This window comes from Brachybacterium fresconis (genome assembly GCF_017876515.1).
In the GTDB taxonomy this organism is placed as follows: Bacteria; Actinomycetota; Actinomycetes; order Actinomycetales; family Dermabacteraceae; genus Brachybacterium; species Brachybacterium fresconis.
Genome location: NZ_JAGIOC010000001.1, coordinates 4279582 through 4303869, shown reverse-complemented (window position 1 = coordinate 4303869; position 24288 = coordinate 4279582). Strand labels below are relative to the sequence as shown.

The following is a 24288-nucleotide window of genomic DNA, read 5'->3' as shown; positions in this document are numbered from 1 at the left end:
GTCAGGCGCCGAGCGCGCCCTCGATCAGCGGCACCAGCTTCTCCACGGCGTACTTGGTCGACAGCACCGAGCCCAGCGAGTACGCCGAGGCGAGGTCCCCGTCGATGACCACTGCTCTGCCGTCGGCGACCGCGGGGATCTGCCGCCACTGCGGGTCCTCGGTGATCTCGCTGGTCTCCAGGAAGATCGGGAAGGCGACGATGAGGTCCGCATCGAGCAGGTCGAGCTGCTCGGCGGAGATGTCCACGGAGAAGCCGGAGGCGGACTCCTCCAGCTCGGCGATCTGCGGGGACTGGGTGAAGCCGAGCCGCTCGAGGAACTCGACCCGCTCCGTGCCGTCGACGTAGGCGCCCCACCCCTCGGAGGTGCGGGTCGCGGCGGCGACGCTCTTCCCCTCCCATGCGCCGTGGGCGGACGCGGCCTGGGTGAACAGACCGTCGATCTCCCGCTGCAGCGCCGCGGCCCCCTCGCTCGCCCCGAGCGCCCGGGCGATCATCTCCAGCTGCTGGTCGGGAGTGGTGAGATAGTTCTCCCCACCCTCGGGCACCCCGATCGTGGGGGCGATCTGGCTGAGCCGGTCGTAGCGCTCCTGCTCCCCGGAGCTCTTGACGTCCAGGATCAGGTCCGGCTGCAGCGCCGCGATCGCCTCGTAGGAGGGTTCGAGGGTCTCGATGATCGTCGGCGGCTCGTCGTACAGGCCCTCGGCCCACGGGCCGACGCCCTCCCCGCCGAAGCCGATCCAGTCCGAGGCGCCGACGGGCTGGACGCCCAGGGCCAGCGCGGTCTCCGCATCCCCCCAGCCCAGGGCGACGACCCGAGCGGGCGCGGACTCGACCGTGACGGGGCCGAAGGCGGTGGCGATCTCGACCGGGAAGGAACCGCCGCCGCTCGCCCCGCCCCCGTCCGAGCCCCCCGTTCCCGCGCCCTCGGGATCGCTGCACGCGGTGAGCGCGAGAGCGGTGGAGCCGGCGGCGAGGACGGCGAGGAGGCTGCGACGAGAGATCATGGAGGGGCTCCGTGGGATGCGGGTCGGACATGCCGGTCCCGGAGGGACCGCAGGCAAGGTTACCCTTACCTCGCACGGGGCGAGAAGAGCCCACCACCACGTCGGAAGCAGATTGTGACCGGTCACTCGCCGACCTCGAGCCGCCCGCGCACCGGGCGTGCCCGACCGCGCCCGCGTGCGGTGGTCGCGATCATGGTCGCCCTGGCCGCCCTGGCGCTGCTGACCGCGGCGAGCCTCTACCTCGGCTCCCGCCCGGTGGCTCCGGCGACCGTCAGCCGCATCCTGTTCGACGCCGCCACCTCTGCGGGCTCCGGACAGGGGCCGCAGCAGCGGGCCGAGGCCCTCTCGATCACGACGCAGGACTACTCGGCGGTGATCGCCCTGCGCCTGCCGCGCACGGTGATCGCCCTCGCGGCGGGGGCCGCGCTGGGGCTGGCCGGGGCGCTGATGCAGGTCCTGACCCGCAATCCCCTGGCCGAGCCGGGGCTGCTCGGGGTCAATGCGGGTGCGGCCTTCGCCGTCGTGCTGGCGATCGTGCTGCTGGGGGCCTCCTCCCCCGCCGTGTTCGTCGCGGCCTGCCTGGTGGGAGCGTTCCTCGCCACCGGCGCCGTGTTCCTCATCGGCACCCTGGGGGCAGGGGTGATCACCCCCGAGCGCCTCACCCTGGCCGGGGTCGCGCTCGGCGCGGTGCTGGCCGGGATCACCTCCGCCCTGCGGCTGTCGAACCCGCGGGAGTACTCGATCCTGCTGATCTGGGAGAGCGGCGATCTCTCCCAGCGCGGCTGGGAGACGGCGCTGCCCGCCCTGCCGGTGGCCGCCGTCGGCGTGGTGCTCGCGCTGGCGCTCGCCGGGCCCATGAACGCTCTGACGCTCGGGGAGGACATGGCCGCCGCACTCGGGGCGCACGTCCAGCGCACCCGCTTCGCCCTGGTGCTGGCCATCACGCTGCTGGCCGGCTCCGCCACGGCGCTGGCCGGTCCGATCGTCTTCCTCGGACTGATGGCCCCGCACGTGGCCCGCTGGATCGTCGGCCCCGATCAGACGCGGCTGCTGCCGCTGGCCGCTCTGCTGTCGGCGGTGATCATGGTGGCGGCCGACGTCCTCGCCCGCCTGGTGATGTGGCCCGGCGAGGTGCCCGTGGGCATCATCAGCGCCCTGCTGGGCGCGCCGGTGCTGATCATCCTGGTGCGCCGGCGACGGGCGAGCGGGATATGAGCGCCGCCACCACCGACCGCGACGTGCGGCGCACCCGGCGCCTCCGCGGCCGCCTCGTCGTCACCGCCCTGGTACTGGCCGCCGTGGCCCTGACCCTGATCTCCCTCTCCCGCGGCGACTTCCCGATGGGGCCCGGCCAGCTGCTGCAGGCCCTGGCGGGGCGCGGTGAGTTCACCAGCACCATCGTGCTGCAATGGCGGCTGCCGCGCGCCGTGGCCGCGGTGGTGTTCGGGGCGGCGCTCGCCCTCTCGGGCGCGATCTTCCAGACCCTGACCCGCAACCCGCTGGGCTCGCCCGACGTGCTCGGCTTCTCCACCGGCGCCTATACCGGCGTGCTGCTGCTGACCCTGGTGGCCCCGCCGGCGCTGGCCGGGACGCTCGGCGGCGCCGCCACCGCGATCGGGGCGCTGGCCGGCGGTCTGGGCACCGCCGTGGTCGTGTATCTGCTGGCGCGGCGCGACGGGGTCCAGGGGTTCCGTCTGATCGTCGTGGGGATCGCGGTCGCGGCGATGCTCCATGCCGTCAACGTGTGGATCCTGCTGCAGGCCCAGGAAGAGGTCGCGATGGCGGCGAGCATGTGGGGCGCGGGGACGCTGTCGCTCATCGACTGGGCAGGGATGCTGCCGGTGCTGGTCCTGCTGGTGCTGGCGGTGCCCGCCATGCTGGTCTGCGTGCCCCTGATGCGCCAGCTCGAGCTCGGCGACGACGTCGCCGCGGTGCACGGCGTCGCCGTGGAACGCACCCGGCGGCGGATCCTGCTGCTGGCCGTGGTGCTGGTCGCGGCCGTGACCGCGCTGTCCGGGCCGATCGCCTTCGTCGCGCTCTCGGCGCCGCAGCTGGCCAAACGCCTGGTCGCCGGCACCGGCATCCCGCTCGGGGCGAGCGCCGCCACGGGGGCGGTGCTGCTGGGCGGGGCCGACCTGGTCGCCCAGCACGTCCTGCCGACGGCGCTGCCCGTCGGGGTGGTCACGATCGTGCTCGGTGGGGTGTATCTCGTCGGCCTCCTGCTGGCCCCCGCTCTCCAGCGACTGCACACCGGTGGGCGTTATGGTCGAGAACATGCCTGAGGACTCCTTCGACCCCGGAACCCTGCTCGCCGACCCCGGCACCGATCAGGCGCTGAGCCTGATGGAGGCCCTGGTCCGCTGGCTGACCACGGACGGCCTGATGATCGTCGTGATCCTGCTGGCCGCCACCGTCGCGACGCTGGTGGCCAGCTGGCTGCTGCGACGCTTCTTCCGCACCATGGCCGAATCCGGCACCAAGCTCTCCAGCGTGGCCGGTGCCGTCGTCAAGCGCGACGCCCGCTCCCAGAAGGCCGCGCAGGTCCGTCGGGAGCAGCGCGCCGAGACCCTCTCCAACGTCGCCCGCAACGTGGCGCACATGCTGATCTGGGCTGTGGCCGCGGTGATGATCCTCGACAAGATCGGGGTGAACATCGCCCCGGTGATCGCCTCCCTCGGCGTGATCGGCCTGGCCGCCGGCATCGGCGCGCAGACCATCATCAAGGACGTCGTCGCCGGCATCGTCATGCTCTTCGAGGACATCGTCGCCGTCGGCGACTACGTCGACCTCGAGTACGCCGAGGGCACCGTGGTGGGCATCAACCTGCGCGTGGCGCAGGTCCGCGGGATCGACGGCGTGCTGTGGACCGTCCGCAACGGCGAGATCATCCGCGTGGGCAACTACTCCCGCGGATACTCCAACGCCGTGGTGGTCCTGGACATCGACGCCTCGGCCGACGACACCCTGGTCTCCAAGGCGCTCCACGCGGTCACCCTCGACCTCGCGAAGGACCCCCACTGGTCGGAGATCATCCAGTCCCCGGCGGACATCAGCGGCATGCTGGACGTCGACGCCAACCGCTACCAGCGCCGCGTGATCATCCAGACCTCCCCGGGCGAGCAGTGGGGCCTCGAGCGGGAGCTGCGCGGCCGCGTCCGCGATGCCTTCGCCGAGACCGACATCTCCTTCGCGCTGCCCCGCTTCGGCGAGTCCCTGACGTCCTGACCGGAGGAAATCCGATGTCCCCCAGCGAACAAATCTCCTTCTTCGAGGCCGTCGGCGGCCACGCGACCTTCGCGACGCTCGTGGACCGCTTCTACGACGGCGTCGCCGAGGACCCGCTGCTGCGCCCCATGTACCCGGAGGAGGACCTCACCGGGGCCAAGGAGCGTCTGCGCACCTTCCTGGAGCAGTACTGGGGCGGACCCAAGACCTACGGGGAGACCCGCGGGCACCCGCGGCTGCGGATGCGCCACGCGGTCTTCCCGGTCTCCCCGGCCGCCCGCGATGCCTGGCTGCAGCACATGCAGGACGCCGTGGACTCCCTCGACCTGGCACCGATGTACGCCGAAGCCCTGAGCGACTACCTGGACCGGGCGGCGCACTCGATGGTCAACACGGTCGACGGCGGCGAGGCCCCGGCGGCCGGACGGACCGTCCCGGACCACCTGACCTGATCCACCGCGCCCGACCGTCTCCGGCGCGGACGCCTCAGTCGCGGAAGCTGAGGCCCTCGCCGGTGAAGCGGCCCAGGATCTCGCGGGTCTCGGCGTCCAGCCGCACCGGGGCGCCGGTGGCGGCCTCGACCATCACCACCACGGTGCGGGCCCGGGCGTAGGGGGCCTCGCCCGCGGGGTCGTCGCGGGTGAGCACCAGGTAGTCCACGCTCAGGCTGGCTCCCCCGAGTCGGGAGATCCACAGCCGCACCACGGCCCCGTCCCGGCGGTGCCCCATCGAGCGCGCGTACTCGATGCGCTGCGAGGCGATCACGGTGGAGATCGGTGAGTCGGTCCCGCCGCCCGGCAGTGCCGCGGCAGGCGCGGTGGCGCCGAGGGCGAGCTGCTCCTCGGGGGCCGTCCAGAAGGCGCCGATGCGGGCCTCCTCCAGCAGCCGCACCATGGCGGCGTTGTTCACGTGCCCGTAGGCGTCCAGGTCGGTCCAGCGGACCGGCACGTCGATGTCGAGGTGATGCGGATGATCCATGCCGGCCATCCTAAGACCCCCATGACCAGTACGATCGACGTCATGACGCCCTCCAGCCCTGACCCGTCGGAGATCGCGGCCGGTCTGATCGACCTGCTCGACCTGCGCGAGATCGAGATCTCCGCGGACTTCGCGACCCCCGCCACCGTCGCCGCGTACGAGGGGGACTCCTCCCCGCAGCCGGGTGGGCACGTGTTCGGCGGGCAGGTGATGGGCCAGGCCGTCACCGCGGTGGGCCGCACCGTTCCCGAGGGACGCCGCATCCACTCGATGTACTCCTATTTCCTCGCTCCCGGCGATCCGGCGCACCCGATCCGCTTCCAGGTCGATGCGCTGCGCGACGGGGGCTCCTTCTCGGTGCGGCGCGTGCTGGCCACCCAGCCGTCCCGCTCGGCCGACGAGGCCGATCGCACGATCCTGGCGATGACCGCGTCGTTCCAGGAGCAGCAGGACGGTCTCGAGCATCAGGAGCGGGCGCCCGAGGCCCCGGACCCCGAAGGGCTGCCGACCACCGCCGAGGTGCTCCAGGGGATCGAGCACCCCGTGGCCCGCTACTGGGCCACCCAGCGTCCGATCGACATCCGGCACGTCACCGATCCGATCTACCTGCAGCCGGATCCGGCCTCCGAGGTGGCCGATACGCAGATGGTGTGGATGCGCACCCTCGCCCCGGTCCAGGCCGATCCGCTGCTGCACGACGCGATCCTCTCCTTCGCCAGCGACTACACGCCCTTCGAGCCGATCCTGCGCCGACAGGGGCTGAGCTGGATCACGCCCGGGCTGCGGATGGCCACGATCGACCATGCGATCTGGTGGCACCGGCACGTGGACGCCAACGAGTGGCTGCTGTACGTCCAGCGCTCCCCCTCCGCCTCCGGGGGGCGCGGTCTCACCCATGGTCAGATGTTCGACCGTTCCGGTGACCTGGTCGCGACCGTCACCCAGGAGGGCATGATCCGGGTCAAGCGCGAGAGCTGACCCCGGCGGGGACGCTCCGCCGCTCAGTGCCGCTCAGTGCCGCTCAGTGCCGCTCAGTGCCGCTCAGTGCCGCTCAGTGCCGCTCAGTGCCGCGCTGCGCGGGCCTTCTGCTGCGCCGTCGGCAGGGCCTCCTCCGCGGACTCCTTGCCCTGGAAGATCTGCCCGATGATCGCCAGCGCGGCCCCGGTGCCCTCCGCGGAGCGGTTGCCCCGCTCCGGCAGCGCGGGCTCGTCGGGGACCGTGGCGAGAGCGGAGACGTCCACGCCCGCGGCCTCCCAGGCCTTCTGCCAGGTGCCGTGCAGCTCGCGGTGGGCGGGGATCCCGAGGAGGTTCTCCGCGAGCGGTCGCTGCCCGTCGGCGCTGCCCAGCCAGGCCAGCAGCTTCTCGATGTCGGCCGCGCGGTCCTCGTCGCCCGGGTCGACCCCGAGCGCCGCGACCGCGTGCACTAGCGGGCGCGGGCCTTCGGAGCCGGCGACCACCGGGTGGACGCTCCAGTCGAAGGAGTCGGCGATCCCCTCGCGGACCGTGTGCAGGTCGTAGGTCCCCGTCTGCAGCAGGCCGAGCTTGCCCTCGAGGAACAGGCTCTGGCACAGCTGCTCGTCGGCCACCGTCTCCGCGCCCGCCGGCGCGAGGTGATCGGCGGCGAGATCCGCGAGGTACTGCACGGCGCTGACGCCCTCCGACGAGGCGAAGGCGAAATGGCCCTCCTCGTCCTGCCAGGTGCCTCCCTGCGCGGCGATGAAGGGGCCCAGCACCGCCGTGCGGTCGGGATGGGAGCCGAAACCGAAGACGGCCCGGGACGCGGCGTCGAAGCCCTCGTCCCCGGGATGGAGGCCCTCGCCGTCCACCGTGATCTTCCGGGCGAGCTCCCGCAGCGGATCGCTCGGGGCGCCGGGGTCGAAGGTGAGCGCCGAGGCGTCGCCGTCGGCACCGGCGACCAGGTCGTGATGGGCCAGCAGGATGCTCTGGTCCCAGATCTGGGGCACTCCCCACAGCGCGTCATCGATCCGATAGAGATCGGTGGCGGTCTCCTCCCACTGCGAGGCCTGGTCCCCGACGATCCCCCCGAGCTCGAGGAGCTGCCCACCTGCCTGGATGCCGGCGAGGTTCGCCGTGTTCATCCACAGCACGTCCGGCAGCGCCTCGTCGGCGACGTCCAGGGGCAGCTGCTTCCAGTAGTCGTCCCAGACCATCACCTCGACCTCGACGGCGATCCCGGTCTTCCGGGTGAAGGCCTCCAGAGAGGCCTCGTAGGCGGAGGCCGCCGCATCGTCCCAGACCCGCATCCGCAGGGTGCCGGGGGCAGCAGCATCGGCGGGACTCTCCCGGGTGCACCCGGCGAGGGTTCCGGCCCCGGCCAGGCCCATCGCGGCGGTGGACAGCAGGATCTGACGACGGGTCGGCACGGGCGGGACCTTCCGGGCGGGGTGCTGCGGGCGGCTCAGGCGGCGGCGACCAGCCCGAGCTCGGCGCGATGGGCGAGCACCGGATGCTGCGGGGTGACCCGCACGGTGCAGCCGATCTCGCCGGGGAACGGCAGCGCGACCCGGGCGACCCAGCGGCCGTCCTGCTCCCGCTGCAGGGGGATCAGATGAGGCTCGATGATCTCATCATCATCTGCGAGCGGGCCCACCACCGCCTCGACGAGCACGTCCTCCTCGCTCAGACCACCCAGCTGCACCTCGGCCACCACGGTGACCTCGCTGCCGGTCGCGGCGCGACCCTCCTCGGTGCCCTCCAGCATCATGGAGGAGACCGAGACCGCAGGCCAGGCCGCCTGGACGTCCTCCTTCCAGGAGGTGAAGGCACCGGCCAGGGCCGGCTCCGCCGTGAACGCCGCGGCGGCGCGGGCCGCGGGCAGGTAGAGATCACTCACATAGTCGCGGACCATGCGGGCGGCGGTGATCCGGGGGGCGATCGTCACCAGCGAGGAGCGGACCTTGGTCATCCAGCCGCGCTGCATGCCGCGGGCGTCGCGCTCGTAGAACAGCGGCACGATCCGGCTCTCGAGGATCTCGTACAGGGCGTCGGCCTCGAGCCGATCGCGCTCGCCCTGGTCATCGACGGCGGCCGTGGGGATCGTCCAGCCCGCGTCGTCGTCCTTCATCTCGTCCCACCAGCCGTCGGAGACGGAGAAGGTGAGGCCGCCGTTGAGCACGGCCTTCATCCCGGAGGTGCCGGAGGCCTCCTCGGGGCGGATGGGGTTGTTCATCCACACGTCGGCCCCGGCGATCAGCACGGAGGCCATGCGGATGTCGTAGTCGGGCAGGAAAGCGATGCGGTGGCGGACTCCGTGATCGTCGGCGAACCGGACCAGCTGCTGGAGGAACTCCTTGCCGGGACGATCCGCGGGATGGGATTTCCCGGCGATGACGATCTGGACGGGGCGCTCCTCGTCCTGGAGGATGCGCCGCAGCCGATCGGGATCCGAGAGCATCAGGGTGAGCCGCTTGTAGGTCGAGACCCGTCGGGCGAAGCCGATGGTCAGCGCGTGCGGGTCCAGGATCGTCCCGGTCCAGGCGAGCTCGGCCTGGTCGGCGCCGCGGCGCAGCCAGGACTCCTTGACCTGGGTGCGGGCCATCTCGACCAGATCCGCGCGCAGGGTGTCCCGGGTCTCGGTGAGCTCGTGGTCGGTGAGGGTGGCCAGCGCGCTCCAGTCGCTGAGCGCGGAGACGTCCACGGCGCCCATGGCCTTGGTGACCAGGTCGTCCATCGCCGGCGAGGTCCACGTGCGGCGGTGGACGCCGTTGGTGACCGAGCCGATCGGCACCTCCGGCACGTCGAAGCCCGGGTAGAGGTCCTGGAACATCGCGCGGGAGACGGCGCCGTGGAGCCGGGCGACACCGTTGGAGCGCTGGGCGATGCGGAAGCCGAGCTGGGCCATGTTGAAGACGTCCCCGCCCTCCTCGATGCCGAGGGCCAGGGCGGCCTCGACCGGGAGCGCAGGGATCAGCCGGGACAGCCCCGACTCGTCCGCGTCGAGGTATCCCCGCAGCTGGTCCGCCTCGAAGCGGTCGATGCCGGCGGGCACCGGGGTGTGGGTGGTGAACACGGTCCCGGCGCGGACCTCCGCGACGGCCTCGGCGAAGGAGGAGCCGGCCTGCATCAGCCGCCCCACCCGCTCGAGCCCGGAGAAGCCGGCGTGACCCTCGTTGAGGTGGAAGACGCTCGGGGCGGGGACGCCGGCGACCGCCGTGTGGGCCTGAACGGCCCGCACACCGCCGATGCCGAGGACGAGCTCCTGGAGGATGCGGTGCTCGTGGTCGCCGCCGTAGAGGCGGTCGGTGATCTGCCGAGCTCCCTCGTCGTTGGAGGCGAGGTTCGTGTCCAGCAGCAGCAGCGGCACCCGGCCCACCTGGGCCCGCCAGATCGCGATGTCGACCTCGCGGCCGCCGGGCAGGGTGATCGCGACGGTCAGCTGCTCGCCGTCGGCGCCGCGCAGCGGCTGGACCGGGAGCTGCTCGGGGTCGTTGTGCCGGTAGGACTCCTGCTGCCAGCCGGAGCGGTCCAGCGACTGGGAGAAGTATCCGTCCTGGTAGAGCAGGCCGATCGCGACCATCGGCACCCCGAGGTCCGAGGCGGACTTCAGATGGTCACCGGCCAGGATGCCCAGGCCCCCCGAGTAGATGGGGAGGGTCGGGGTGATCCCGAACTCCATGGAGAAGTAAGCGATCGACGGAGACGTCCCGGCACCGGTTCCCATGCCTTCGGGCACGGTGCGCTGGAACCAGCGGCCGGAGTCGAGATAGGTGCGCAGATCGCCGACCTCGTCCCGCATCCGGGCCAGGAAGGACTCATCGCGCGCGGCCTCCGCCAGGCGCCCGGCGCTGATCCGCGGGAGCATCGCGATGGGGTTCTCCCCGACGTCGGCGAAGACCTCGGGGTCCACCGAGCGGAACAGGTCGACGCACTGACGGCGCCAGGTCCATCGCAGGTTCAGCGCCAGCTCGCGCAGGGGCTCGAGGGCACCGGGGAGGACGGAGGACACCGTGATCGTGGAGGTCGGCTTCATGCCAGTACGGTACCCGGACCCACCGCGGTGGACGGCCCGCACCACCGGCGTCCGCCTGCGACAATGGTCCCCGGCGCGTGGGGGCGCGGCGCCACGAGACCAGCACAGCACGCACGGGAGGGCGTCCGATGGGCAGCGAGGTACGAACCGGGGGGATGCCCGTGACCGAGGAGGACACCGTCGACCTCGGATACCGGCTCGATCCCATCCGTACCCTGCTGCGTCGCAGCGCCGCGGCCGATCGCCGGGCGGCGAGTGCCCTGGTCGACGTGCTCGGTCCACGGATCCACGGCCTCGCCGTGCACGTCACCGGGTCGTCGGCGACAGGTGGCCGGCTGACCGTGTCCGTGCTGCGAGGCTGCCTGCGCGACGCGGCGGATCTCGCCGCGAGCGCCCTGCCCGGAGAGGCCGCGGTGCTGGACCGGGCTCGTCGCGCGGCCGTCGCCACGCGTCCCCGCGGGGACGTGCGCTCCCTGGTCGCCCCCGATGCCGCCGAGGACCGCACTCGCGATCGACGGGAGATGGACGTGATGCGCGCCCTGCTGGAGCTGCCGCCCGCGCAGCGCGCCCTCGTCGAGTCCGCCGCCCAGGGACGGTTCGAGATCACCGGTCCCGACCGCAGGGAGGCAGCCGGGGTCCTCGCCCACATGCTCGATGAGCTGGTGCCGCTCGGCGGGACGGGATCCTCAGAGCTCCGTGCCCTCGCCGCCCTGGATGCCCTGGCCCTGGCCGAGGAGTCGGAGCGCCGTCGCCTGCGCGACCTCATCGACGACTCCGAGACGGCAGGCATCCATCGCCGCGCCATCGAGGCCGCGGCCTCCCTCACCCTGCTCACCGCCGTCCGGCCCTCGCACGATCTGCACCGGGCGGTGCTCGAGGGCTTCGGGGCAGCTCCTCGCCCGGCCCCCGACTCCGATTCCGGCCCCGGCCCCGGCCCCGGCCCCGAAGCCGCCTACCGCGGCAGCTACGCCACCCCGGTCCTGGGCACGGACTCCCAACGCCGGGCGGTGGGCCCGCCCGCCGTGGCCGGAGCGGTGCACAGCACCTCGGCCACCGCTGACCCCTCCGCCACCCCGGGCGGCGACGTCCCGGAGGCCGACCCCTCCCCGGCCCCCGCGCCGGCCTTCGCCTTCCGGGCGGCCGACGAGGTGCGCAGCTCACGACGCGGCCGCCGTCGCGAGAAGGCGCGCGCGAAGCAGACGGTGGCCGGCCACCGCCCGTGGATCTCCCGCACGGTCGCTGCCCTGGCCCTGGTCACGGCGCTGGTCCTCGGCGGGCTCCTGATCGACGCACGGCGGGAACAGAGCCTGACGGAGACGTTCGCGAGCACCTGGACGCAGTACAGCCTCGAACCCGACGCCCGGCTCGTGTCCGGGCGCAGCGACAACGGCGATTGGTCCGCGGTGATCACGGCGGACGGTCTCGCGGTGCGCGCCGAGGGCGTCAGCGGTTACGAGGGCGAGGTCCTGCAGCTGTGGGGCACCACGGACGGGGTCCAGGAGGACCTCGGCGTGCTGGAAATCTCCGAGGACGGCCTGATCCGCTTCTCTTCGCCGGGGACGGCCGATTCCCTGGTCGTCACCCGCGAGATGGCACCGCAGAACATGTCCGGCACCCCGTCGACCCGCATCGTGGCGAGCCTGTCCCCGCAGCTGCCGACCCCTGACTCGACCGGCTGACCCGGTCGGTCCGGGCACCGCCGCACGAGAACCGCCCCACGACCGATGGACGGTCGTGGGGCGGTTCTCGGGGTCGCGCCTGCTCAGTCGCGGGTGAGGCGACGGTAGGTCACCCGATGCGGGCGCGCGGCCTCGGCGCCCAGGCGCGAGACCTTGTTCTCCTGGTAGGCCTCGAAGTTGCCCTCGAACCAGTACCAGTTCGCCGGGTCCTCCTCGGTCCCCTCGTAGGCCAGGATGTGCGTGGCCACGCGGTCGAGGAACCAGCGGTCGTGGGAGACGACCACGGCGCAGCCCGGGAACTCCAGCAGAGCGTTCTCCAGGGAGCCGAGGGTCTGGACGTCCAGGTCGTTGGTCGGCTCGTCCAGCAGCAGCAGGTTGCCGCCCTGCTTGAGGGTGAGCGCCAGGTTCAGCCGGTTGCGCTCACCACCGGAGAGCACCCCGGCCTTCTTCTGCTGGTCCGGGCCCTTGAACCCGAACTGGCTGACATAGGCGCGCGAGGGGATCTCGACCTTGCCGACCTGGATGAAGTCGTTGCCGTCGGAGACGACCTCCCAGAGATTCTTGTCCGGGTCGATGTTCTCGCGGTTCTGGTCCACGTAGCTGATCTTGACGCTCTGGCCGACCTTCAGCTCGCCGTCGTCGAGCGGCTCGAGGCCGACGATGGTCTTGAACAGCGTGGTCTTGCCGACGCCGTTGGGACCGATGACGCCGACGATGCCGTTCGGGGGCAGGGAGAAGGAGAGCCCGTCGATGAGGATCCGCTCGCCGAAGCCCTTGCGGATGTCGTCGGCCTCGATGACCTGGTTGCCCAGCCGCGGACCCGGCGGGATGGTGATCTCCTCGAAGTCGAGCTTGCGGGTGCGCTCGGCCTCGGCGGCCATCTCCTCGTAGCGGTTCAGGCGCGACTTGGACTTCGCCTGGCGGCCCTTGGCGTTGGAGCGGACCCACTCCAGCTCCTCCTTGAGGCGCTTGGCGAGCTTAACGTCCTTCTTGCCCTGGACGGCCAGGCGCTCCTCCTTCTTCTCCAGGTAGGTGGAGTAGTTGCCCTCGTAGCCGATGAGATGACCACGGTCGACCTCGGCGATCCACTCGGCGACGTGGTCGAGGAAGTAGCGGTCGTGGGTGACGGCGATGACGGCGCCCTCGTACTGCTGGAGGTGCTGCTCGAGCCAGAGCACGCTCTCGGCGTCGAGGTGGTTGGTGGGCTCGTCCAGCAGCAGCAGGTCGGGCTTCTCCAGCAGCAGCTTGCACAGCGCCACGCGACGCTTCTCACCGCCGGAGAGGTGGGTGACCATCTCGTCCCCGGGCGGGCAGCGCAGGGCGTCCATCGCCTGCTCGAGCTGGGAGTCGAGATCCCAGCCGTTCGCGGCGTCGATATCGGTCTGGAGCGAGCCCATCTCCGCCATCAGCGCGTCGAAGTCGGCATCGGGTTCGGCCATCTCCTCGCCGATGGCGTTGAAGCGCTGGACCTTCTGGAAGAGCTCGCCCATACCCTCCTGGACGTTCTCCAGGACGGTCTTGGACTCATCCAGCGGCGGCTCCTGCAGCAGGATGCCGACGCTGTAGCCGGGGCTGAGGCGGGCCTCGCCGTTGCTGGGCTGGTCCAGCCCGGCCATGATCTTCAGGATCGTCGACTTGCCGGCGCCGTTGGGGCCGACCATGCCGATCTTCGCGCCCGGGTAGAAGCTCATGGTGACGTCATCGAGGATGACCTTGTCTCCCACGGCCTTGCGGGCCTTGTACATCGTGTAAATGAACTCTGCCAACTCGTGTTCCTGTTCGGAGAGGGGTCTGGGATTCTCACCGGCGCGCCGGGGCACGGCGCTGCACGGGATGTGTCGCAGTGACCGACTCTACCCCGCCGGGGCGGGCTCGGCCCCCAGCAGGTTCGGCGCGGCAGCGCTCCAGGTCGCACCGTGGTGGGGGCCGGGCGCCCTCAGACCAGGTCGACGCCCCGCTCGGCGAGCACCCGGCGGGCGATGTCAGCACCGTGCTCCGCGCCCTCGGACGGCTCGCCGTTGCGCGGCCAGAGGTGCGCGTCGATGCCCAGCGCCCGCGCCGCCGCGACGTTGTCCTCGCGGTCGTCGAAGAAGAGCACGGCCGAGGGGATCGACACTCCCCCGGTCTCATGGGCCAGGGCGCTCAGCAGGATCTCGTAGATCTCCGCATCGGGTTTGAGGATCTGCTCCTCCCCGGAGATCACGGCGAAGGAGAAGGCCTCGAACCAGTCGGCCCGGCGCACAGCCTCGCCGAAGGCGACCGAGGCGTTGGACAGCAGCACCAGGCGCACGCGGTGGCGGGCGAGGTCGTGGATCAGGGCGCGGGCGGCGGGATCCAGGCGCAGGAAGTAGCGATTGTCGGCCTCCTGGAGCTCATCGACCTCGGTCTCGCTGAGCTGGTCGACGCCGACGGCGGCGGCGACGGCGCCCCAGTACTCCGCCGCGGTGACCGTGCCCGCGTCGTAGGCGGGCCGCTGCGCCCACAGGGCCTCGGCGAGGACCTCGGGTTCGCCGCCGAGCAGCTCGCGGATGTCCGGGACCGGATCGTGCCCGGCGCTGAGCACTCCGCCGAAGTCGAGGGCCACGGTGGGCCGCGGCGGGGTACGGCGGGAACGGCGCTTGCTCATCGGGTCTCCTCCCCGTTCTGGGACATGATGTCTTCGCAGGTGGGCAGGCCCTCGGTGTCGCCGCTGTCGGCGATGGTCTCGCTCGCCGCGACGGCGTCCTCGAAGTCCGATACGGCGACCACGTCCAGGCCCTCGGGCTCGTAGTCGACGACCTCGTCGCAGTTCTCGCTCGGGGCGAGGAAGAACTCCGCGTCGGATTCGTGCGCCCCGACCATCTTCTGGCGGATCCCGCCGATGGGGCCGACGTCGCCGTCGGCGGACATGGTCCCGGTGCCGGCGATCTGGTGGCCGCCGGTCAGCGCCCCGGGGGTCAGCTCGTCGTACACGGACAGCGAGAACATCATGCCGGCGCTGGGGCCGCCGATCTCGCCGACGGAGATCTGCACGTCCATCGGGAAGTCGTATCCGGCCGTCGGCACGATCCCCATCCGGGGAGCACCGTCGACCTGTTCGGTGGGCACCTCGAGGTCGAGCACCTCCTCGCCGCGCCGCACCTGCATCTGCACGTCCTCGCCCTCCGCGGTGGTGCGCACCAGCTCCCGGACGCCGTCGACAGTCTCGGCGCCGGACCCGTTCACGGACAGGATCACGTCGCCGCCCTCGAGGACGCCATCGGCCGGAGCGCCCTGCTCGACGCCGCCGACCATCACCACGGGCTCGTACTCGATGCCGAGCTCATCCAGGGCCACCGCCACCGCTCCCTGCTGGGAGGTGCTCATCGCCACGGAGTTGGTCAGCACGGTCTCCTCGCGGGTCTGCCCGGCGGGGAAGACGGCCTCCCGGGGCAGGACGGCCTGGCCGCGGTCGAACCAGGAGGCGACCACCTCGACCGGGGTGACCCGGTAGCCGGGCCCGCCGTCGACCGAGACCGTGGTCATCATGAGCTCGCCGTCGGTGGGGTGGGTCTCGGCGCCGTCGATCACCAGGATCTTCTCGTCCTCGTACTCACCGAGCACGTCGATCGCGGGCCCGGGCCGTTCGATGACGTACGGCACCGGCATCAGCGAGCCGCCCAGGATCATCAGGCACAGCAGCACCATGGAGCCCAGCGCGAGTCCGGGTCGGGCGAGCTGCGCGTCGTCCACCGTCCGCCGGATCGCCGTGCGGGCTCGCCGCGCACGGGTGGGGTGGGACTGCTCGTCTATCACCCCGACATTGTGCCCCAGATGCCCCGGCCCTCCCTCCATCCAGCCGCGCTCGGTACGCTGGAACACCCACGGACCGCTGGAGGTGGCCATGACCCAAGATCCGATCCCGGGCGGACCCGGTGACATGGATGAAGAGGCGCTCAAGCGCTTCCTGCAGGAGACCTTCGGGGACGCGCTCCCCGAAGGCGCGCTGGACGGGCTGGACCTGTCCGCGCTCGCCGAGCAGGCGAACCTGCCGCAGGACCCGGCGCAGCTGCGCGCTGCGGCCGCGCAGATGCAGAACATGTTCGCCGCCCAGGGCGACAACCCCGTGAACTGGGACATGGCGGAGGACATCGCCCGCCGCACGGCCGCCGGCGCGGCCATCCCCGGCGCCCCGGAGCCGAGCGGCAGCCCCGGGGACCCGGGCCCGACGAACGCCCAGGTGGAGGAGCTGCGCCAGGCCGCCCAGGTGGCGCGTCTGTGGCTCGACCCGGTGATCGCGATCGACGTGCCGAGCGCGGAGCTGGGCGTGTTCGGCCGCGGCACCTGGCTGCACCGCACGTTGCCGCACTGGAAGACGATCGTCGAGCCGGTCGCGAAGTACATGTCCGGCGCCATCGGCGAGGCGATCACTTCGCAGATGGGTGAGCTCAGCGGGATGGACCAGGACGCGATGGGCATGGCGGGCGATCCGGCCGCGATGATGGAGCGGATCGGCGGGACCATGTTCGGCGTGCAGTTCGGGCATGCGATCGGTTCGCTGGCGCGCGAGGCCTCCGGCACCACGGATCTGTCGCTGCCGCTGGGCCGCGACGGGGAACCCGCCCTGGTCGCCGCCAACGTCGAGGATCTGATCGCCGACCATTCGCTGGATCCCGGTGCCGCCCGCATCTTCCTGTCGGCCCGCGAGCTCGCGCACACCGCCCTGTTCAGCGCCGCCCCGTGGCTGGGCAAGGCCCTGTTCTCCGCCATCGAGGACTATGCCCGCGGCATCACCTTGGATCTCGATGCGCTCGACGAGATGGTGCGCGGCCTGGACCTCTCGGATCCGGAGGCGCTGCAGGCGCGTCGGCCGGAGGAGATGTTCGTGTTCACCCGGCGGGCCGCGCAGGAGCGCGCCCTCGAGGAGCTGGCCACGACCCTGGCGCTGATCGAGTCGTGGGTCGATCACGTCACCACGCAGGCGCTGCAGGGCAAGCTCCCCGAGCTCGAGGCGATGCGCGAGGTGCTGCGACGTCGCCGCGCCTCCGGCGGGCCGGCCGAGCAGATGCTCGCCCGCACCGTCGGCATCGAGCTGCGTCCGCGCCGGGTGCGCGAAGCCCTCGCCTGGTGGGACAGCGTGCTGGCCACCGAGGGGGAGCAGGGCCGCGAGGCGAAGTGGGAGCACCCGGACCTGCTGCCGACGACGGAGGTCCTCTCCGGTCGTCCGCAGGCTCCGCAGAGCGCCGCGGAGGATTCCTCCGATGCCCTGGCCGACGTCGAGATCCCCACGGACTTCGATGCCGAGCTGGAGCGGCTGCTCAGCGGTGCCGGCACCGAGGATCGGACCGGCCACGGCACGGGCGACGGCACGGGCGACGGCAGCGGCAGCGAGGACGAGGCCGCTGAGGAAGGCGGCACGGGCGACGCCGACAGCGGCACCGACGATGACCGGAAGGACGGCCCGGACGATGGCGGGACCGGTGCTCGCTGAGGGACCGGACCCGGCGCTGAGGGAGCTGGAGGCGGCGTCCGACGCCGCGTCCGGGCCGGAGGCCGCCGCGGACTACCGCGGCCTGCTGCTGCGCTCCCCCGGCGTCCTGTACCGCGACGGCGGGCCGCGGCATCTCACCGCCAGCGCCGTGGTGATCGATGACCCGGCGGAGCACATCGCCCTGCTCTGGCATCGCAAGGGCCGCTTCTGGGTGCAGCCGGGCGGGCATCTCGAGCAGGGCGAGACCAGCTTCGAACGCGCCGCCCGCCGGGAGGTGGCCGAGGAGATCGGCCTGACCTCTCTGGAGCGCGTCGGACCAGGCCCCGCCGTTCTGCACCGCCATCAGCTGGATGCCGCCTTCGGGGCGTGCTCCGAGCACTGGGACGTGCAGTACCTGCTGCGTGCGGGCGGCCCGGCCTCCACCCTGCCGCTGCGCGCCAGCGAGGAGTCGCCCGAGGTGCGGTGGGTGCCGTGGCCTCGCCGCGGGGCGAGCGTGCAGCGCTCGACCGATGCCCTCCCGGAGGGCACCGTGGCCGACATGCCGGGAAAGCTCGACGCCCTGGCCCCGTACCTCGCGCGCTACGGCGCCTGACCCGGCTGATCCGCCCGCCCCGCTCGACCCGTCTGACCCGCTCGATCGGCCTGATCCGCCGGATCCGGGGGGTCCGGCGGATCCTTCAGGTCGTCCTGCTCCGCCGGGTCCTCGTCGATCCCACCGCTGGGCAGGTTCTTCGCGAAGGAGACGCCGTCGAGGAAGCCCTGCGCCTGCTCCGCGTGCGGATAGCGGGCCATCAGCGCCTGGAACTCCGGCCCGTGACCGGGCACCAGCAGATGGGCCAGCTCGTGCATCATCACCGCACGCACCACGTAGTCGGGCATGTCCTGCAGCTGGTGCGAGAGGCGGATCGTGCCGTCGGCCGGTGTGCAGGACCCCCAGCGCTGGTTCTGCCGCGTGGACCAGGTCACGGAGGCAGGGCGAGCACGGCCGTCCAGATGCTTCCGGCTGACCTCGCGCGCCATCTCCTCCAGCGCCCCGTCGCTGCGGCGCCGCGGTGAGTTCTTCGCCTCCTTGGCGACCAGTTGGTCGACCATCCTGCCCACCCAGTCACGCTCCTGGCGGCCGCTGAACGTGGCGGGGATCGCGATCACCAGGTCTCCCTCGCGCCGGGTGATCGACACCGTGCGACGCCGACGGGCGGACCGCCGCACCAGCACCCGCTCGCCCCGGGGTCCGGAGACGTTCTCGTGGAGGACCAGATCTGTCATGGAAGCCAGCCTGGCACGATCCGAGCAGAAAAATCTTCATCCACAGCACCAGACCCCCACCGCCCCCGTCACATCATCGTGACCTGCGGTGATGGACCGTCCTCCACAGTGTGCGAACCCGCATCCCGAACCTGTCCACACCCAGGGACGGGTTGTCCACAGCCGGTCCCCGATCGCCCTTTGACCGGCCCGGTGCGCAGGCGCTAGGTTTCCCTAGAACGTGGGACCCCGGGATAACTAGCAGGACGCACACGGGGAAGGTGCGCGTGGTGCTGAGCGCCCCCGGGGTCCCACGGCCCTCCACGGCCTGACGACGCCTGCTGGGCCTCCGATGTCGGCTCGTCGTGCGCACTTCCTCGGCTCCTCACGGAGCCTCATGTTCCCGAAGCGCGCGACGGGCCGCCCGAGCGGAGCATCGATCCTGATTCGGCACGGCCGCCGCGCCCCGCTACAGTGGCACGGTCCCGGCCTCGCGGCAGCAGCTGCGCGTCCGGGGAACCGATCACCACCGTCGATTCCTACAAGGAGCGGATATGGCCGACGAGACCTATGCCGGAGAGTTCTACTGCGTCAAGTGCCGCGAGAAGCGGGAGGCCGAGGGCAACGTCGTCGTCTCCAACGGTCGCCGCATGGCGAAGGCCGTGTGCCCGGAGTGCGGCACCAAGCTGAACCGGATCCTCGGGAAGGCCTGACGAGCTCCACGACGCACCTGCTCCCCGCGGACGCTCTGCGTCCCGCAGCGTGAAGAAGGCCCCGGACCACACGGTTCGGGGCCTTCTTCACGGCTGGCGTGCCACGAGTGCGACATCCGGTACCCCTCCGGGCGATGGAGGAGTGCCGCACGTCGCACTCGATGCGTGAGCTCGCGGAGCGGGCTCGCCGGGGCGGGCGGGGCGCACGCGCCGGGGCGGGGACAGGGGCAGCGGGTCGAGCCGGGGCTCGACCCGCTGCTCATGCCGCGTCCAGGTCGCGGTTCTTCCGGGGCCGGCCGCGACCGCGCTTGACGGCGATGATGCGGCCGGACTCGAAGATCGCCCCGCCCCAGACGCCCCAGGGCTCCTCGCGGTCGAGGGCACCCTGGCGGCACTCCTGGATCAGGGGGCAGTCGGCGCACAGCGCCTTGGCCTGCTCCAGATCGGCGGGGCGCTCGGAGAAGAACAGATCGGCCACGCCGATGTCGTGGCAGGGGAGCATGTGACCCGCGGTCTCGGCGGGGCTGAGGAAAGTGGTGAGTAGAGAAGTCATCGTCTCGCTGCTTCGAAGATCGTCGGTGGGGACGAGCCCGTACGGGCGGAGGTGCGGCAGCGGTGCCGCACCAGCAGCGAGGTGGTCCTCGTCAGCTCAGGTTGAGCACCGCGGGGGCGTGGCCCCGTTCGCGCGGCAGAAGGGAGGGCGCGCCGAGGGGGCGCAGGCCTGCTCCTGCGAGATTGTTGATAATGATCACTGAGGCCACCCCCTTTCTGAAGCGCGCGTCCCGGTTGCCCGGTCCACGACGTGGACGATTGACGAGATGAGTCTACACACCTTCGACATATCGCACATCTATTTTTTGACCTGCGGTTTCACCGCTCAGATCACGGCTCGGTCCGCTGCTCGAGGCGATGCTCGGCGAGGAGGGCGAGCAGGGCCGGGCCGAACCGCTCAGCCTTGCCGGGGCCGATGCCCGGGACCGCGAGCAGCTCCTGCTCGGTGCGGGGGGCGCGTTCAGCGACCGCTTCGAGAGCGGCGTCGGTGAGCACGGCGTAGGCGGGGGCGCCGTTGACTGCGGACCGCTCCCGACGCCAGGAGCGCAGCGCCTCGATCAACGTCCCGTCGGCCAGCGGTGGGCAGCCCTCGTGGCGCCCTCGTCGCTGATCCCGCGGAGAGACCAGGCCCTGGCCGCACCGGCGGCACTCGGCGTACACGGTGGCGCTGCGCCGGCCGGTGCGCCGCGGCCCGGCACCCGGTCGGGACGCCGGGGAGTCGGGGTGCTCGAGCACGCCGTCGAGGAAGCGGGAGGCCTTCCGGCTCCCCCGGGCGCCCGGGGTGCGGGCGGCGGACCAGCTCACGGTGAGCAGGTCCCGGGCGCGGGTGAGCGCGACGTAGAGCAGCCGTCGCTCCTCCTCGACCTCGGCGGCGGTGGAGGCCATGGAGATCGGCAGCAGGCCGTCGCTGGCCCCCGCCACGAACACCACCGGCCATTCGAGGCCCTTGGCGGCGTGCACGGAGGCGAGGGTGACGCCGTCGACCACCGGGGCGGACTGCGCCTCGGCCCGCTCCTCCAGCTCGCGCACCAGGTCGACCATGGTGGCCCCCGGCCGGGAGGTGACCGTGTCGGCCAGTCCCACCAGGGCGTTCAGCGAGTCCCAGCGGTCCCGGATCGACCCGGTGGTCTCCGGCGGCTTCTCGGACCAGCCCTGCTGGGCGAGGATGTCGCGGACCGCCCGGGCCGGGTCGAGCTGCTCGACGCGGGTCGCCGCCCGCAGCGAGACCATCGCCCGGCGCACCTCCTGGCGGTCGAAGAAGCGGTCGCCCCCGCGCACCAGGTAGCCGATCCCCCGGGCGGTCAGCGCCTGCTCGAAGGCCTCGGACTGGCTGTTGGTGCGGAACAGGATCGCCACCTCGGCGGCCGGGCGTCCCTCGGCGACCAGGTGCTGGATGCGGTCGGCGATGCCGTCGGCCTCGGCGGGGTCGTCGGGGAAGGACTCCACCAGCGGCGGGGGCCCGTCCTCGCGCTGGGAGACCAGGGTGAGGCGGCTGGCCTTCGTGCGGCCGCGGGCGCCGTCCAGGACGGTGTTGGCCATCCGCACGATCTGGGGGGTGGAGCGGTAGTTGCGCTCGAGGCGGATGGTGCGGGCGCGCTTGAACTCCTGGCGGAAGTCGAGCAGATAGGAGGCGCGGGCGCCGGCGAAGGTGTAGATGGTCTGGGCGGCGTCGCCGACCACGCAGACGTCGTCGGAGGTGCCCAGCCACAGCCGCAGCAACGAGTGCTGGAGGGCGGAGACGTCCTGGTACTCGTCGACGACGAAGTGCTTGTACTGACCGCGCACCTCGCGGGCGACGTCGGGTCGCTCGGTGAGGAAGCCCACCAGGTGCAGCAGCACGTCCTCGAAGTCGATGACGCCGCGCTCCTTCTTGACCTCCTCGTACTGGGTGAGGATGCGGGAGATGGAGCGGGCGTCGAAGCCGGCGACGCCGGGGCGGCGCGCCTTCTCGGCCGCCTCCGGGTAGGACTCCGGGGTCAGCATCGTCACCCGCGACCAGTCGACCTCGGCGACGATGTCGCGCAGCGCCGCACGGTCCACGCTCAGGTGCAGACGCTGGCACGCCTCCCCGACGCCCGGGAACTTGTTCGGCATGATGTCGGGCATGGCCCCGCCGACCACGCGGGGCCAGAAGTGGCGCAGCTGGCGCAGGGCGGCGGCGTGGAACGTGCGGGCCTGCACGGCGGGAACCCCGAGGTCGCGCAGGCGCGAGCGCATCTCGGCGGCGGCCTTGGCGGTGAAGGTGACCGCGAGCACGTGGCGCGGGTTCAGCTGGCCGGTCGCGACGCCGTAGGCGATGCGGTGGGTCAGGGCGCGGGTCTTGCCGGTGCCGGCGCCCGCGAGCACGCACACCGGCGTCCCGAAGGTGCGTGCGACCTCCCGCTGCTCCGGGTCGAGGGCGGCGAGGATGCTCTCGGCGTCGGCGGGCGGGGCGGGGGTCTCAGGGCTGGCTGTGGTCATCACCGCTCATCCTGCCAGCGACCCCCGACCTTCTGCGGGCCGCTGTGGACGGCGCGTGCCTCACACCGCGGCGGGGCCGCCGTACCAGTCGTCGATCAGGGCTCGGCCGAGGGAGGCCGTGCCCGGCAGCTCGACCTCCTCGGCGGCGAGGGCGGCGGCGAGCTCGTCCCGGGTGAACCAGCGGGCCTCGGCGATCTCGTCCTCCTGCAGCGTGAGCTCCACGGAGCCCGGCGCCCAGGCGCGGTAGCCGATCATCAGCGACCGAGGGAAGGGCCATGGCTGGCTGCCGACGTACTCGACCTCCTCGACCCTCAGCCCGACCTCCTCGGCGACCTCGCGGGCCACCGCCGATTCGAGGCTCTCGCCCGGTTCGACGAAGCCGGCCAGGACCGAATGGAAGCGACCGCGGAAGTTCGCGTTGCGGGCCAGCAGCAGCCGGTCCTCACCGTCGCGCACGGCCATGATCACGGCGGGGTCGGTGCGGGGGAAGTGCTCGGTGCCGTCCTCGCGGCAGCGCAGCACCCAGCCGCCCACCTCCGGTTCGAGCCCCTGCCCGCACTGGGGGCAGACGCGCATGGAGCGGTGCCAGGCGCCCATGGCGACGGCGGTCAGCGCGAGATCGGCGTCGGCCGGCTCGAGCATCTCCGCGACGCGCCGCAGGTCGCGCAGATCACGCCCGGGATCGTCGATCTCGGCGCTGGGCTCGAGGATCTCGACGGCCAGGACCCGCAGGCCGTGACGTCGGCCCAGCAGCACCAGCGGCTGCTGGGCACCGCGGCGCGGGTCCTCGGTCTCCAGCGCGAGATGCAGCGAGCCGTCCTCGTCCTCGCGCATGGCCGCCTCCCCGGCACGGGTGACCAGGTAGCGGGCGTCCTGGCCGGGCGCGATCATCGCCGGGTCGATGCGGCTGAGCGCATCGCGGTCGGAGCCGAGCAGGGTCAGAGGGGTGCCCAGATGCGGGCCGCGGAGCTTCGCCATACCCCGGAGCCTACGCGGATCGGGCGGGCCGTCCGGGTACGGTGAAGGGGTGCATCGCAACTCCTATTCCCTGGCTGCTCTGGCCGCGGCGGCGGTCCCCGGACTCGTGCCGGTGCGGACCACGCCGATCGCGACCCCGACCGAGGACCTCGACGTCGCCGGCATCGTCGGCGAGCAGGGCCGCCGCGTCATGGTGACCTCTCCCTCCTCGACGGCCTCCGGGGTCCGTCTCGAGAAGGATCTGAAGGTCACCGACGCCCTCACCGGGACTCCGCTGCACGTCGTGATCCCGCCGGTGCTGGGCTTCGTGAAGCTCTCCGAGGGCGGCCGGGCCGCGGTCACCGAGGCCCCCGTCGGCCGACCCCTGATGCTCGAGAACCTGCAGGACAGTCCGGAGCTGGCCCGCTCCCTGGGCCAGATCCTGGCCCGGATCCACACCGTTCCGCGCTATGCGGCCGAAGCGGCCGGGGTGGAGTCCTTCACCGCCGAGGCCCTGCTCGCCGAGCACCACGAGCGGATCCTCGCCGCGAAGGAGGGCGGGCACCTGCCGGCGGCGGTCTCGCAGCGCTGGGAGGGCCTGCTCGAGGACCGGGAGCTGTGGGACGTCACCCCGCAGTTCATCCACGGCGACCTGTCCGAGGAGAGCCTGTTCTGCAGCGAGGACAGCGTCAGCGCCCTGCGCGACTGGTCCTCCTCCCGGGTCGCGGACGCCGCGACGGACCTGGCCTGGCTGATCTCCACGCTCGATCCGGAGCGCTTCGACGAGCTGTACGCGGCCTACCGCGAGGAACTGCCCACTGCGGTCCATCCCCGCCTGATGGAACGGGCGCAGGCGCTCGGCGAGTTCGCCGTGGCCGAGTGGCTCATCCACGGCCTGGAGACCGGGGACGAGGCGATCGTCTCCGACGCCCGCGGCATGATCGCCGACCTCGATGCCGATCTCGCGCAGCTGGCGCGGGACGAGGCCGAGCGCACCTACGACGCGATGGGCGCCCGCGAGGAGCAGCCCTGAG

The 24288-nt window shown here is 72.2% G+C and carries 21 protein-coding genes; 10 read left to right on the top strand and 11 right to left on the bottom strand.

The genetic code is table 11. The features are described 5' to 3' along the window. Window position 1: 1 nt before the first annotated feature. Window positions 2-1006, bottom strand: a complete 1005-nt coding sequence (locus JOF44_RS19070; RefSeq protein ID WP_209895157.1) for an iron-siderophore ABC transporter substrate-binding protein — start codon at window positions 1004-1006, stop codon at window positions 2-4. 192 nt (window positions 1007-1198) lie between these two features. On the opposite strand from JOF44_RS19070, the gene JOF44_RS19065 reads away from it, so the two are divergent. Genes JOF44_RS19065 through JOF44_RS19050 form a run of 4 tightly spaced genes read left to right on the top strand, consistent with a single transcriptional unit; the run spans window position 1199 to window position 4683 of the window. Then, window positions 1199-2221 carry a FecCD family ABC transporter permease gene (locus tag JOF44_RS19065; protein WP_209895154.1) on the top strand — a complete coding sequence of 341 codons (1023 nt, stop codon included), beginning with the start codon at window positions 1199-1201 and terminating at the stop codon, window positions 2219-2221. Then, window positions 2218-3288, top strand: coding sequence for a FecCD family ABC transporter permease (locus tag JOF44_RS19060; RefSeq protein WP_209895152.1), 1071 nt, complete (start codon window positions 2218-2220; stop codon window positions 3286-3288). The genes JOF44_RS19065 and JOF44_RS19060 overlap by 4 nt, the downstream gene beginning before the upstream one ends. Beyond that, a complete protein-coding gene (locus JOF44_RS19055; protein ID WP_209895150.1) occupies window positions 3281-4231 on the top strand; it encodes a mechanosensitive ion channel family protein in 951 nt (316 codons plus the stop codon). The genes JOF44_RS19060 and JOF44_RS19055 overlap by 8 nt, the downstream gene beginning before the upstream one ends. 14 nt (window positions 4232-4245) lie before the next feature. Beyond that, complete coding sequence (locus JOF44_RS19050; RefSeq protein ID WP_209895148.1) at window positions 4246-4683, top strand: globin; 438 nt, start codon at window positions 4246-4248, stop codon at window positions 4681-4683. Window positions 4684-4717: 34 nt separating this feature from the next. Here JOF44_RS19050 and JOF44_RS19045 read toward each other — a convergent pair whose 3' ends face one another. After that, window positions 4718-5209, bottom strand: a complete 492-nt coding sequence (locus JOF44_RS19045; RefSeq protein ID WP_245349022.1) for an acyl-CoA thioesterase — start codon at window positions 5207-5209, stop codon at window positions 4718-4720. Window positions 5210-5251: 42 nt separating this feature from the next. Between JOF44_RS19045 and JOF44_RS19040 the strand changes: the two genes are divergently transcribed. Continuing rightward, window positions 5252-6187: an acyl-CoA thioesterase gene (locus JOF44_RS19040; RefSeq protein ID WP_209896234.1), complete on the top strand. Its 936-nt coding sequence runs from the start codon at window positions 5252-5254 to the stop codon at window positions 6185-6187. Between the two features lie 83 nt (window positions 6188-6270). Here the strand turns inward: JOF44_RS19040 and JOF44_RS19035 are convergent, their stop codons facing one another. Next, entirely contained in the window at window positions 6271-7593 is a 1323-nt protein-coding gene (locus JOF44_RS19035) for an ABC transporter substrate-binding protein (RefSeq protein WP_342591852.1), read from the bottom strand. A gap of 35 nt (window positions 7594-7628) precedes the next feature. Further along, the gene (gene glgP, locus JOF44_RS19030) at window positions 7629-10199 is read right to left on the bottom strand and encodes an alpha-glucan family phosphorylase (RefSeq protein WP_209895144.1); all 2571 of its coding nucleotides are present in this window, start codon (window positions 10197-10199) and stop codon (window positions 7629-7631) included. 155 nt (window positions 10200-10354) lie between these two features. Here glgP and JOF44_RS19025 point away from each other — a divergent pair, with 155 nt between their 5' ends. Further along, window positions 10355-11878, top strand: a complete 1524-nt coding sequence (locus tag JOF44_RS19025) for a hypothetical protein (RefSeq protein WP_245349021.1) — start codon at window positions 10355-10357, stop codon at window positions 11876-11878. Between the two features lie 83 nt (window positions 11879-11961). Here the strand turns inward: JOF44_RS19025 and ettA are convergent, their stop codons facing one another. From ettA to JOF44_RS19010, 3 genes are all read right to left on the bottom strand, one after another. Beyond that, a complete protein-coding gene (gene ettA, locus JOF44_RS19020; RefSeq protein WP_209895140.1) occupies window positions 11962-13644 on the bottom strand; it encodes an energy-dependent translational throttle protein EttA in 1683 nt (560 codons plus the stop codon). Between the two features lie 170 nt (window positions 13645-13814). After that, window positions 13815-14504 (bottom strand): HAD family hydrolase, encoded by a 690-nt coding sequence (locus JOF44_RS19015; RefSeq protein WP_209895138.1) that lies wholly within the window; start codon window positions 14502-14504, stop codon window positions 13815-13817. After that, the gene (locus JOF44_RS19010) at window positions 14501-15742 is read right to left on the bottom strand and encodes a YlbL family protein (RefSeq protein WP_245349020.1); all 1242 of its coding nucleotides are present in this window, start codon (window positions 15740-15742) and stop codon (window positions 14501-14503) included. Before JOF44_RS19010 ends, JOF44_RS19015 begins: the two co-directional genes overlap by 4 nt. On the opposite strand from JOF44_RS19010, the gene JOF44_RS19005 reads away from it, so the two are divergent. Further along, the gene (locus JOF44_RS19005; protein WP_245349019.1) at window positions 15741-17327 is read left to right on the top strand and encodes a zinc-dependent metalloprotease; all 1587 of its coding nucleotides are present in this window, start codon (window positions 15741-15743) and stop codon (window positions 17325-17327) included. The two genes, JOF44_RS19010 and JOF44_RS19005, sit on opposite strands and share 2 nt — an antisense overlap. Beyond that, window positions 17305-17919 (top strand): NUDIX hydrolase, encoded by a 615-nt coding sequence (locus tag JOF44_RS19000; RefSeq protein WP_245349018.1) that lies wholly within the window; start codon window positions 17305-17307, stop codon window positions 17917-17919. The genes JOF44_RS19005 and JOF44_RS19000 overlap by 23 nt, the downstream gene beginning before the upstream one ends. Here JOF44_RS19000 and JOF44_RS18995 read toward each other — a convergent pair. Further along, window positions 17907-18593: a M48 metallopeptidase family protein gene (locus JOF44_RS18995; RefSeq protein WP_209895134.1), complete on the bottom strand. Its 687-nt coding sequence runs from the start codon at window positions 18591-18593 to the stop codon at window positions 17907-17909. The two genes, JOF44_RS19000 and JOF44_RS18995, sit on opposite strands and share 13 nt — an antisense overlap. Before the next feature lie 533 nt (window positions 18594-19126). Here JOF44_RS18995 and JOF44_RS18990 point away from each other — a divergent pair. Further along, on the top strand, window positions 19127-19285 hold the full coding sequence (locus JOF44_RS18990; protein ID WP_010551122.1) for a DUF5679 domain-containing protein: 159 nt from the start codon (window positions 19127-19129) through the stop codon (window positions 19283-19285). A gap of 259 nt (window positions 19286-19544) precedes the next feature. On the opposite strand, the gene JOF44_RS18985 is transcribed toward JOF44_RS18990, so the two are convergent. From JOF44_RS18985 to nudC, 3 genes are all read right to left on the bottom strand, one after another. Beyond that, a complete protein-coding gene (locus JOF44_RS18985; protein ID WP_209895132.1) occupies window positions 19545-19838 on the bottom strand; it encodes a WhiB family transcriptional regulator in 294 nt (97 codons plus the stop codon). Window positions 19839-20167: 329 nt separating this feature from the next. Further along, window positions 20168-22297 carry an ATP-dependent DNA helicase UvrD2 gene (locus JOF44_RS18980; protein ID WP_209895130.1) on the bottom strand — a complete coding sequence of 710 codons (2130 nt, stop codon included), beginning with the start codon at window positions 22295-22297 and terminating at the stop codon, window positions 20168-20170. A 60-nt stretch (window positions 22298-22357) separates the two neighbouring features. Next, on the bottom strand, window positions 22358-23275 hold the full coding sequence (nudC, locus tag JOF44_RS18975) for an NAD(+) diphosphatase (protein ID WP_209895128.1): 918 nt from the start codon (window positions 23273-23275) through the stop codon (window positions 22358-22360). Between the two features lie 49 nt (window positions 23276-23324). On the opposite strand from nudC, the gene JOF44_RS18970 reads away from it, so the two are divergent. Continuing rightward, the gene (locus tag JOF44_RS18970) at window positions 23325-24287 is read left to right on the top strand and encodes a phosphotransferase (RefSeq protein ID WP_209895126.1); all 963 of its coding nucleotides are present in this window, start codon (window positions 23325-23327) and stop codon (window positions 24285-24287) included. Window position 24288: the final 1 nt, after the last annotated feature.

What these genes read in the sequence shown, in the direction of transcription:
- JOF44_RS19070 (WP_209895157.1), bottom strand. Translation starts at nt 1,006, where the DNA reads ATGATCTCTCGTCGCAGCCTCCTCGCCGTCCTCGCCGCCGGCTCCACC.
- JOF44_RS19065 (WP_209895154.1), top strand. Translation starts at nt 1,199, where the DNA reads ATGGTCGCCCTGGCCGCCCTGGCGCTGCTGACCGCGGCGAGCCTCTAC.
- JOF44_RS19060 (WP_209895152.1), top strand. Translation starts at nt 2,218, where the DNA reads ATGAGCGCCGCCACCACCGACCGCGACGTGCGGCGCACCCGGCGCCTC.
- JOF44_RS19055 (WP_209895150.1), top strand. Translation starts at nt 3,281, where the DNA reads ATGCCTGAGGACTCCTTCGACCCCGGAACCCTGCTCGCCGACCCCGGC.
- JOF44_RS19050 (WP_209895148.1), top strand. Translation starts at nt 4,246, where the DNA reads ATGTCCCCCAGCGAACAAATCTCCTTCTTCGAGGCCGTCGGCGGCCAC.
- JOF44_RS19045 (WP_245349022.1), bottom strand. Translation starts at nt 5,209, where the DNA reads ATGGATCATCCGCATCACCTCGACATCGACGTGCCGGTCCGCTGGACC.
- JOF44_RS19040 (WP_209896234.1), top strand. Translation starts at nt 5,252, where the DNA reads ATGACGCCCTCCAGCCCTGACCCGTCGGAGATCGCGGCCGGTCTGATC.
- glgP (WP_209895144.1), bottom strand. Translation starts at nt 10,199, where the DNA reads ATGAAGCCGACCTCCACGATCACGGTGTCCTCCGTCCTCCCCGGTGCC.
- JOF44_RS19025 (WP_245349021.1), top strand. Translation starts at nt 10,355, where the DNA reads ATGCCCGTGACCGAGGAGGACACCGTCGACCTCGGATACCGGCTCGAT.
- JOF44_RS19015 (WP_209895138.1), bottom strand. Translation starts at nt 14,504, where the DNA reads ATGAGCAAGCGCCGTTCCCGCCGTACCCCGCCGCGGCCCACCGTGGCC.
- JOF44_RS19005 (WP_245349019.1), top strand. Translation starts at nt 15,741, where the DNA reads ATGACCCAAGATCCGATCCCGGGCGGACCCGGTGACATGGATGAAGAG.
- JOF44_RS19010 (WP_245349020.1), bottom strand. Translation starts at nt 15,742, where the DNA reads ATGGCCACCTCCAGCGGTCCGTGGGTGTTCCAGCGTACCGAGCGCGGC.
- JOF44_RS19000 (WP_245349018.1), top strand. Translation starts at nt 17,305, where the DNA reads ATGGCGGGACCGGTGCTCGCTGAGGGACCGGACCCGGCGCTGAGGGAG.
- JOF44_RS18995 (WP_209895134.1), bottom strand. Translation starts at nt 18,593, where the DNA reads ATGACAGATCTGGTCCTCCACGAGAACGTCTCCGGACCCCGGGGCGAG.
- JOF44_RS18990 (WP_010551122.1), top strand. Translation starts at nt 19,127, where the DNA reads ATGGCCGACGAGACCTATGCCGGAGAGTTCTACTGCGTCAAGTGCCGC.
- JOF44_RS18985 (WP_209895132.1), bottom strand. Translation starts at nt 19,838, where the DNA reads ATGACTTCTCTACTCACCACTTTCCTCAGCCCCGCCGAGACCGCGGGT.
- JOF44_RS18980 (WP_209895130.1), bottom strand. Translation starts at nt 22,297, where the DNA reads ATGACCACAGCCAGCCCTGAGACCCCCGCCCCGCCCGCCGACGCCGAG.
- nudC (WP_209895128.1), bottom strand. Translation starts at nt 23,275, where the DNA reads ATGGCGAAGCTCCGCGGCCCGCATCTGGGCACCCCTCTGACCCTGCTC.